The following is a 9,724-nucleotide window of genomic DNA, read 5'->3' on the forward strand; positions in this document are numbered from 1 at the left end:
TTGTTCCCCTGAGTGTAAAAACGCTTGTCTATACGCCGTAATATGCTCACTATATTCATGTATTGGTTTTAATAGTTTCATTGTTCTTCTCCCCCTCTTCATTCCATAAAACAAACACCTTAATAGCAGCTATTCACTATTAAGGTGTTTCTATCCTTTTTATTCAAATAACCCCATGCTCAAATAACGTTCACCTGTATCAGGCGCAATACATAAAACTTTTTTACCAACGCCTAGACGTTTCGCTATCATGATTGCAGCGTAAACAGATGCTCCAGAAGACGGCCCAACTAATAATCCCTCTTGTCTAGCTAAGTTTCTCATTGTCGTTAAAGCCTCTTCGTCTGCAATTTGAATAATTTCGTTATACACTTCTGTATTTAAGTTTTTCGGGATAAACCCTGGGCTTGTTCCTACTAGTTTATGAGGACCTGGTACACCACCTGATAAAACGGGAGATCCTTTCGGTTCCACTACTGCAATATATAAGTTTGGTAATTTCTCTTTTAACGTTTCACCAGTCCCTGTAATAGTTCCGCCTGTTCCTGCCGTTGCAACAAAAGCGTCCAGCTCTCCATCCATTTGTTCGTAAATTTCAAGCGCAGTCGTATAACGGTGAATATTCGGATTAGCTGGATTTTCAAATTGTTGCGGGATAAAACTATTCGGTATTTGTTTTTGCAGTTCTAACGCCTTCGCAATTGCTCCTGGCATTCTTTGTTCTGCTGGTGTTAAAACTACTTCTGCTCCGTATGCTTTCAATAAATTAATACGCTCTTTTGACATATTATCTGGCATAATTAAAATCGCTTTATACCCTTTAGCTGCTGCATTCATCGCTAAACCAATCCCTGTATTCCCGCTTGTCGGTTCAATAATTGTATCTCCTGGTTTGATGAGACCATTTTCTTCTGCAACGTGAAGTAAATTATAAGCAGCACGGTCTTTCACACTGCGCGATGGATTAAACATTTCTAGTTTCACATACACATCTGCTGCGTCTTCCGGAATAAATTTAGATAATCGGACGACAGGTGTATCTCCTATTAATTCCGTAACGTTTTCACACAATTTCATAGCGCATCCCCTATTCTATCGTTTTCTTATCACTTGGCAGTAACCATGAAGTGAGTCCAATTAATGGTAGACAACTACATAATAGCATAATAAATTGCAGGCTATATATATCTGCTAATTTCCCAAGAACTACTGCACCTAATGCTCCAAGTCCAAACGCAAGACCTACGATTAATCCTGACACCATTCCCACTTTTCCAGGTACAAGCTCTTGTGCATATACAACAATTACACTAAAACTACTTGAACTAATAAAACCAATACATAAAAATAACGGTACGACCCACACAAGTGAGACATGTGGTAATAACAGTGCAAGTGGCGCTGAACCTAACATTGAAAATACGATGATATTTTTCTTACCAAATCGATCTGCTAACGGTCCTCCGAAGAAAGTTCCTAACACACCAGCAATCATAAATGCGAATACGAAATACTGGGCATTTTTTATAGATAAACCGTAATGCTCTATTAAGTAAAATTGATAGAAATTCCCGATACCAGCACCGTACCAAGAGCGTACAAAAGTAAGAAAAACAAGAAGTATAATAACGAATTTAATGTGTGTGTTTACAATTGCATTTTCCGCCTCAAGTGCAGCCCTCTTCTTCCTTCTTACAGCACCGGTTGCTAATTCATTTTTGTACCAATTCGATACGAAAATTAATAATACAATTCCTACTGCTGCAAATGCTGTAAAACCTAATGAACCAATTTGACCGAGTGGAACGAAAATTAGCGCTGTAAAAATAGGAGCTAAAGAATTCCCCGTGTTTCCCCCAACTTGATAAATTGCTTGCGCTAACCCTCGTTTTGCACCTGCCGCCATATACGCAACACGAGCGCCTTCTGGATGAAAGACCGCGGAACCTAAACCAATAAATAAAACAGAAATAATAACAATAATAAAGTTTGGTGCAAACGCGAGTCCAATCATTCCAAGCATACTTGAAAACATGCCGAGTGGTAATAAAAATGGTGACGGCTTCTTATCTGAATACATACCAAACACCGGTTGCATAATCGATGACGTCATATTTAATGCAAACGCAATCCACCCTACTTGCATATAGGATAAATTCATCGTTTTTTCCAAAATAGGAAACAACGCCGGCACAACTGCTTGCATCGAATCATTTAAAAAATGCCCAAAGCTAATCGCAAATAAAATTCGATATATTGTCGGTGTTTCTACAGTTTTTTTGTGTGAAACTGCCTGCATATGTGAATCTCCCCTTTCTGTACAAAATATATATTTATTACAGTAGGTGTAATAAATTCTGACTTTTGAAACATTTCTATTCTATACTGCTTTCATTTCTTTTTCCAGAAATATAACTTAACTCCCGTCATTGGCTTGCATCCTTGTAACTTTCAGCGGTAAAACAGTACAAAAAAAAAGACAACCCAATCACATACTGGGTTGCCTCTTACATTAAATTGCAAAATGCTTATACTTCTCGTAATCACTCGTCTTACATTCTATTTCTAATTTGGTACCCTCGTTTTCGTAACTCGTAGATAAAACGTGTGCATGATTATTGAAATACGAAACTACCTGTCCTTGATCATATGGAATTAACATTTCACACTTCGTATATTCTTTATAGATGTGTGAGCGAATCATTTCTACAAGTTCTTCAATTCCAACATGTTTCTTCGCTGATAAATACACGCGGTCTTCTTGTACTTTCGGAATTTCAACATCCACCATATCTGATTTATTATAAGCATAGATCGTTGGAATATTTTCTACTCCAATTTTCTTTAACGTTTCATTTGTAATATCAATTAATTGTTCATAATTTGGATTTGCGTAATCTACAACGTGAATAAGTAGGTCTGCTTCCGCTACTTCTTCTAACGTTGAACGGAACGCCTTCACAAGATGATGTGGTAATTTACTTACAAATCCAACTGTATCTGTTAATAAAAATGATTTATTATCTGGCAAATCAATATTTCGTACAGATGTTTCTAACGTCGCGAATAACATATCTTTTTCAAATACTTGTTTTTCTTCTGTACCATTATAAATTTCAAGCATTGCATTCATCGTCGTGGACTTTCCTGCATTCGTATAACCTACTAATGCTACAACAGGTATTTCATTTTTCTTACGCTGCTTTCGCTGCGTTTGACGCTGGGCAACGAGCGCTTCTAAATCTTTATTTAAAACTGAAATTTGTTCTTCAATTTTACGACGGTCTAACTCTAACTTCTTCTCACCGACACCTTTATTTTTCGTACCAACGCCGCCGCTCTGTCTTCCTAACGATTCACGAAGACCGATTAAACGAGGCATCATATACTGAAGATGGGCTACTTCTACTTGTAGCTGTGCTTCTTTCGTTTTCGCACGTTGCGCAAAAATATCTAAAATTAAAATGGTACGATCAATTACCTTACAATCTAAATCCTCTTCTAAATTTCGAATTTGTGAAGGAGATAATTCATCATTAAAGATGACCATATTCGCATCTATTTCTTGTACATACGCTGCTACTTCTTCAATCTTTCCTTTTCCGATATAATGCGATGGATTTACTCGTTGTAAATTTTGCGTTACTTGCCCAATTACCTCTACATCACAGGCTTCCGCAAGATTTGTTAACTCTTCCATCGAATATGCAAAATCATCTTCATTACCTACATTTACTCCAACTAAAACTGCTCTTTGTAATACTTCTTCCATATATTTATTCCTCCATTTCGATTACGTAAAATAAAAAACACAGGTCGCTGCCTGTGTTTTCGTAAACGGATAAGGGTTCACCAAAGAAATAGAAGAAAGCTATGCTTTCATCCTATTTTATAGTCAAAAAGTCCCAAGATCATATACGTATCCACAATAAGCGTTCACCTATACAATCCCATTCTATTTATAAAGGCAAAACAAAAAGAGGGCGTATTCGTCCCTCCCTCTTTTTCACATATAAGCTTAATAAAGGGTTCCTTTAAAATAGGCAGACCAATCCCGTTCACTCTGTACACAGACAGAGCCTTTGAGCGCTATTCAATTATTGGCACAAAGTATTGAGACGTAATCTGATTAAGATCAAAGGAAGCCCCTCCGTTCATTTTAAGTTACATAAAGTGTAGCATAAGTAATTCGCTTTCACAAGGTTTAACAACCTATATCACACTAAAGAAAATCGTTATTTTTTTACTTTAATCGTCATTTTTTGCGAGTTTTTCTCACAATAAAAATAACAAAAGCAATTATCAATTTTAGAAACTTCTCGTATATTATTTTTACAGCACTCGCCAAATTCCTTGTAAGTTAAGTATTATCGTTTTAATACAACAAAAATCTATATTGAAATTTCTATAGCCTGATATTAGTATCAGGTTATAAAAATAAAAATTAGGAGATGTTCCTATGCATTCTAAATCTCGTATTACTGCAATTGGTACTTATGTTCCAGATCAAATATTGTCTAATAACGATTTAGAAAAGATGGTCCATACGAATGATGAATGGATTGTACAAAGAACAGGAATGAAGGAAAGAAGAATCGCTAGCGAAGAAGAATATTCCTCAAACTTAGCCATTAAAGCAATAAAAAATTTATGTACAACATATAAGAAAAACTTAGAAGATGTCGACTGTATCATTGTCGCTACTACTACTGCTGATTACGTTTTCCCTAGTGTTGCTTGCCAAATACAACAATACTTCAACATACCTCATACACTAGCTTTTGATTTAAATGCAACTTGTGCTGGTTTTACATATGGACTACACGTCGATAATAGCTTAATCACTTCTGGATCACATGAAAAAGTACTTGTCGTAGCGACAGAGACATTATCTAAAGTTACTGATTATACCGATAGAACGACCTGTATTTTATTCGGTGGTGGTCTTACACATTTAGGGCTTATTGTAGAGTGAAATTTAATTTAAGTGTATAAAAAGAGGCTCTAGTCAGTAACTAGAACCTCTTTTTCATTTAATTTCTTGCCCCTTTTCGAGACCATATCACAACAGGAATAAGTAATAACGCTAACACGCCTCCAGCCAATGACAATGCCGCATAACTTGAATTCGCTACTACCATACCTGACATCGCTCCACCAGAAGCTCCAGCTAGCGCAATAAAAACATCTATTTTCCCTTGTGTTTTAGCACGTGTAGACGGTGTTGTGGAATCAACGATTTGTGCTGTACCACTAATCAATCCGAGGTTCCATCCTAGCCCAAGTAAAGACAGAGCAACGATTAATAGTAATAAAGAATCACTTGGCGCTATCGCAGCTATGACACCCGCTGCAAGTAAAATCACTCCACCAGCTATGCTCATTGTAGTTCGGCCAATTTTATCAATTAACATTCCTGTAACGAGAGATGGAAGATACATTGCACCTACATGAAAACCTATCACAAGTCCTACTGCACTTAAACCGTGACCGTGGTGTCCCATATGAACTGGCGTCATCGTCATAATCGCAACCATCACGATTTGCGTAAGTATCATTACGATTGCTCCAACTGTAATACCTCGTTTATTTTCTTTCACTTCTTCTGTTATTGGTTGCCCTTTATATGTATGTTCCTGTTTATATCTTTCTATTATGTTAGCAATAATTAACGGATCTGGACGAAGCATAACAAAAAGAACTAGACCCGCCAGTATAAATGCTGCTGCCGATAGTATGAACGGACCTGCAAGTTTAGGAACTCCAATTGAATGCGCAAAACTACCCATTACTCCTACTAAATTTGGTCCTGCAACTGCACCGAAAGTCGTCATTACCATCGTAATACTAACAGCCGTTGCTCTCTGCTTCTTATCTGCTAAATCTGTACCTGCATAACGAGCTTGTAGATTCGTGGCTGTACCGGCACCATATATGAGTAAAGAAATAAGTAAAAGAATAATGCTATTCGTTAAAGCTGCCATTACAACACCAATTGCTCCAAATCCACCTACTATAAACCCTGTTGCAAGACCTATCCGGCGTCCATATCGTTGCGAAAGCTTCCCTACTATGAAAGCTGCTAATGCTGATCCTAATGTAAACATAGCAGTTGGTAATCCTGCAAATGCATCTGTTCCAAGCATTTGCTGCGCAAGAAGTGCTCCCACTGTAATACCAGCAGCTAGTCCTGCACCGCCAAACATTTGTGAAATGCTGACGATTATTAACGTTCGTTTGTATAGTTTTTGTTGCTCTTCTTCTGTGTACACATGATTATCTATTAAAGCCCCTGCCTTATCTAGCAATTCCCCATCCTCCTTTTAAAATTAATCCCTCTTGTTAATGTACTATGTATAACGTTACATATTCAATGGCATTTTCCATTCCTTCCTTTCATTCTAAAAAACTTTCTAATCATACTCGACTTATCCCATGCTATATTAAAAATACTAATATTCACAATATGCAAGGAGAAAACAATGAAAAAAACAGGCTGCTATAGCCTGTTTTCCTTTACGCTTCTTCTACTATCCTTCCCTTTCTCTTTTTACTCAAAGCTTTCCCTTCCCAAAACAACAAACTTGCGAAAGCACAAATTAAAATAATTGGCACACTTGCTTTATATAAATCTGTAAAACTCATAGCCATCTGATTCTTGGCATAATGATTCACATCATTTGAAAATGTGAGTACCTCTTTCTTTATACTTTCCTCTTGTTTTTCAACTTCTTTTGTCACTTTCCTCATAACTTCTTCTCTTTTTACATCTCTATATTCTACTGGAACTTTTCTTAATATTTCATCCGTCTTGTCGCGAATCAATTCTTCCTTTTTCTCTTTACTTAATCCCATTGTCATTGCATTTTGTTTCTTATTTATATTCGACTCTAAACTTTGATTCTCTATTTTCTCTTTAGTCATTTGTAAAATTTCAGTTTGCTCAGTACTATTCACATGAATAGTACGCACCTTTTCTTCTGCATAACGATATACTTTTTCTTTATTTACAGTTAAATTGTAAGTTAAGTTAGAGACAAATATTGCGACTGCCAATACAATTCCGACTTGTCGTAACATTGATACAACACTTTGAGAAGCAGTTAACAATTCTCCTTCAAACGAAGACGCACTTAAAACTGTAATTGGCCCCACTACTAAACCATATCCAACACCTAATATCATACATGGAATAATAATTTCTATATTTGTTGAATGAACATCAATCATTTGCAACCAATAGTAGGAAAGCCCCATAATAAGAAATCCTGACAAAATAATAGTTACTTTTCCGAGTTTTTTAATTAAAGTTGCTGCAACTGGTGAGACAAAAAATATCATTGCTGAAATAGGTGTCACTAAAAAAGCCGCTTCAATTTCCGTTCGACCTTGTAGTTTCGTCAAGAAAGTTGGAAGCAATACAGTAACTCCAATTAAAAATAAATTACTTAATATAACAACGATAGACGCTCCGACAAACATTCGATCTTGAAATAACTTTAAATTCACCATTGGATTATGAATCTTTCGTTCTACTAAAACAAATAGAATAAGAGAAATAGTGCTAATTGCATAACAAGACAAAGCAATATTACTTTGCCATCCCCATGTATTACCTTTTACTAATATGAGAGTAAATGAAAAAATTGCTGTGCTACTTAATAGTAGTCCTATCCAATCTATTTTTGAGATAATACGTTCTTCATTTTTTATTTGTAGCATGATGCAACATAACACGATTCCTATTATACAAACCGGAACATTAACGAAGAACACCCATCTCCATCCTAAATGTTGCGTAATAATTCCACCTATTACTGGTCCCATAGCAGCTGACAATCCTTGTGTTACTCCTAAAATTGCAAGCGCAACATGCCTCTTAGCTAATGGCATAGCTGATACACCAATTACCATACTTGTTGGAAATAAAATCGCTGCCCCAATACTTTGTATAAAACGAGAAAAAATAAGAAAATCACCTGTATTAGCAAAAGCGCAAAGTACCGATCCACCACCAAAAATCACCAGACCAAGAATATACATCTTTGCTTTTCCAAAGATATCAGCTATCCGCCCTAACGGAATGGCAAGTACTGCAATCGTCATTGTATAAACATTTAATACCCAAGACATCTTTTCTAACGAAGTATTTACACTCGATTGTATTGCCGGTAAAGCTATATTCATAATTGTCGTATCAATCATACAAAGAAAGATACCTAGACACATTAAAAAGACAATCTTAATACCCTTTGATTGCTCCATCTTTATATACCCCTTTATTTATTGTGAACGCGTTTTTCATTCTTCTGTTTTATTGTTTTCTTTCGCCTCTAACTCTTCTAATTTTTTCTTCAAAGTCTCCACTTGTGCACTATACGATGCAATACCTACATCTAGTGAAATTTCTTCGACGAAAGTAATACCTACTCTCCACTTTTCATATTTCAATCGAAGATCTGCAATGTACGCTTCTTTTCTTTCAATTTCATCTTTAATCCATTTTTTTATTGTTACATCATCACTATAGTTACCAAAATACATTCTCATTAAAAAATCCGAACGTAAAACATCCTTCTCTACAGGTGTCTGCATGTATTGATAAAATTCTTCACGCCCCTCATCTGTAATAAAGTACATTTTCTTATTCGGTTTTCCCTCTTGCATGACAACCTCTTTTTTTATTTTCCCTTCATTCTCCAATTGCCGTAACGTTGGATAAATCATTCCAAAACTTCCATCAAAAAAATGAGTAAATACGTCTTCAAACACAATTTTAATATCGTAACCAGACAATTCCTTTTCCATTAATAAACCTAAAACAACATCTCTTCCCTTCAAAGTAAAACCCCCACATAGTATATAATCAATAATCATATTAACAATATTAATATGATTATTGATTATATACCTTATTCTGTTAATTGTAAAATGTTTCTAAATAAAAAAACCCCATAATTTGGTTTCACCAATTCACAGGGCCATTTTCTTATTTACTCTTTCACACCTACATCTTGCAAACCTTCAATATCCTCTTTCATTTCATAATAATAAGAAGGAAATTCTATACCATGTTCTAAGAAATAATCCTCAATGAATGAAATAATGATTTTTAACGTTTTCACACGAGCATACAATTTATCGTTACTTTCAATAATATGCCACTTCGCATTTGGCTTACTTGTTTTTTCAAACATGTCTTCCATTACTTCAACATACTCATCCCATTTTTCACGATTACGCCAATCTTCGTCTGTAATTTTCCATCTTTTCAAAGGATTTTTCTCTCTATCTTTAAATCTCTTTAACTGTTCCTCTTTACTTATATGGTAGAAGAACTTCCCTATTATGTAATGGTCATCTGTTAGTAGTTTTTCAAAATCATTAATCTCATCATATGCTCTCATCCACTCTTCCTTTGTAGCAAATCCTTCAACACGCTCAACTAACACACGACCGTACCATGAGCGATCAAAAATGGTGATTTGCCCGTACTGTGGAATTTTGCGCCAGAAACGTTGCAAATAATGGTAACGTTTTTCATGAGGTGCAGGCGCTCCAATTGGATTTACTTGGAACCCACGCGGGTCAAGGTGTTCCGTCACCCGCTTAATTGCCCCACCTTTACCAGCCGCATCCCATCCTTCCATAACAAGCATAACCGCGATTTTTTCTTCTTTCAAAATTTGCTGTAATGCTAATAAGCGCCTTTGACATTTTTCTT

The 9,724-nt window shown here is 35.8% G+C and carries 7 protein-coding genes and 2 pseudogenes; 1 reads left to right on the plus strand and 8 read right to left on the minus strand.

All coding sequences use genetic code 11. From position 1 onward, the window contains the following. From ACQGS6_RS17830 to hflX, 4 genes and pseudogenes are all read right to left on the minus strand, one after another. Positions 1–81: pseudogene (locus tag ACQGS6_RS17830) on the minus strand (GNAT family N-acetyltransferase); the annotation flags it as partial. A 78-nt stretch (positions 82–159) separates the two neighbouring features. Further along, positions 160–1,077: a cysteine synthase A gene (cysK, locus tag ACQGS6_RS17835; RefSeq protein ID WP_000762273.1), complete on the minus strand. Its 918-nt coding sequence runs from the start codon at positions 1,075–1,077 to the stop codon at positions 160–162. Positions 1,078–1,087: 10 nt separating this feature from the next. Beyond that, positions 1,088–2,299, minus strand: a complete 1,212-nt coding sequence (locus ACQGS6_RS17840) for an MFS transporter (RefSeq protein WP_025966204.1) — start codon at positions 2,297–2,299, stop codon at positions 1,088–1,090. Between the two features lie 213 nt (positions 2,300–2,512). Further along, the gene (hflX, locus tag ACQGS6_RS17845; protein WP_000393281.1) at positions 2,513–3,772 is read right to left on the minus strand and encodes a GTPase HflX; all 1,260 of its coding nucleotides are present in this window, start codon (positions 3,770–3,772) and stop codon (positions 2,513–2,515) included. 687 nt (positions 3,773–4,459) lie between these two features. Here hflX and ACQGS6_RS17850 point away from each other — a divergent pair. Next, a pseudogene (locus ACQGS6_RS17850) lies at positions 4,460–4,945 on the plus strand (ketoacyl-ACP synthase III); the annotation flags it as partial. 88 nt (positions 4,946–5,033) lie between these two features. On the opposite strand, the gene ACQGS6_RS17855 reads toward ACQGS6_RS17850, so the two are convergent. The 4 genes from ACQGS6_RS17855 to ACQGS6_RS17870 form a co-directional block, all read right to left on the minus strand. Then, complete coding sequence (locus ACQGS6_RS17855; RefSeq protein WP_000884517.1) at positions 5,034–6,308, minus strand: MFS transporter; 1,275 nt, start codon at positions 6,306–6,308, stop codon at positions 5,034–5,036. 208 nt (positions 6,309–6,516) lie between these two features. After that, on the minus strand, positions 6,517–8,265 hold the full coding sequence (locus ACQGS6_RS17860; protein ID WP_000438107.1) for an MFS transporter: 1,749 nt from the start codon (positions 8,263–8,265) through the stop codon (positions 6,517–6,519). 36 nt (positions 8,266–8,301) lie between these two features. After that, positions 8,302–8,841, minus strand: coding sequence for a PadR family transcriptional regulator (locus tag ACQGS6_RS17865; RefSeq protein ID WP_000678333.1), 540 nt, complete (start codon positions 8,839–8,841; stop codon positions 8,302–8,304). 152 nt (positions 8,842–8,993) lie between these two features. Next, the coding region (locus tag ACQGS6_RS17870) for a polyphosphate kinase 2 family protein (protein WP_426965371.1) at positions 8,994–9,724 on the minus strand (731 nt) is incomplete at its 5' end.

The sequence above is a fragment of the Bacillus sp. GMs2/2 genome (genome assembly GCF_050172095.1).
Classification (GTDB): Bacteria; Bacillota; Bacilli; order Bacillales; family Bacillaceae_G; genus Bacillus_A; species Bacillus_A cereus.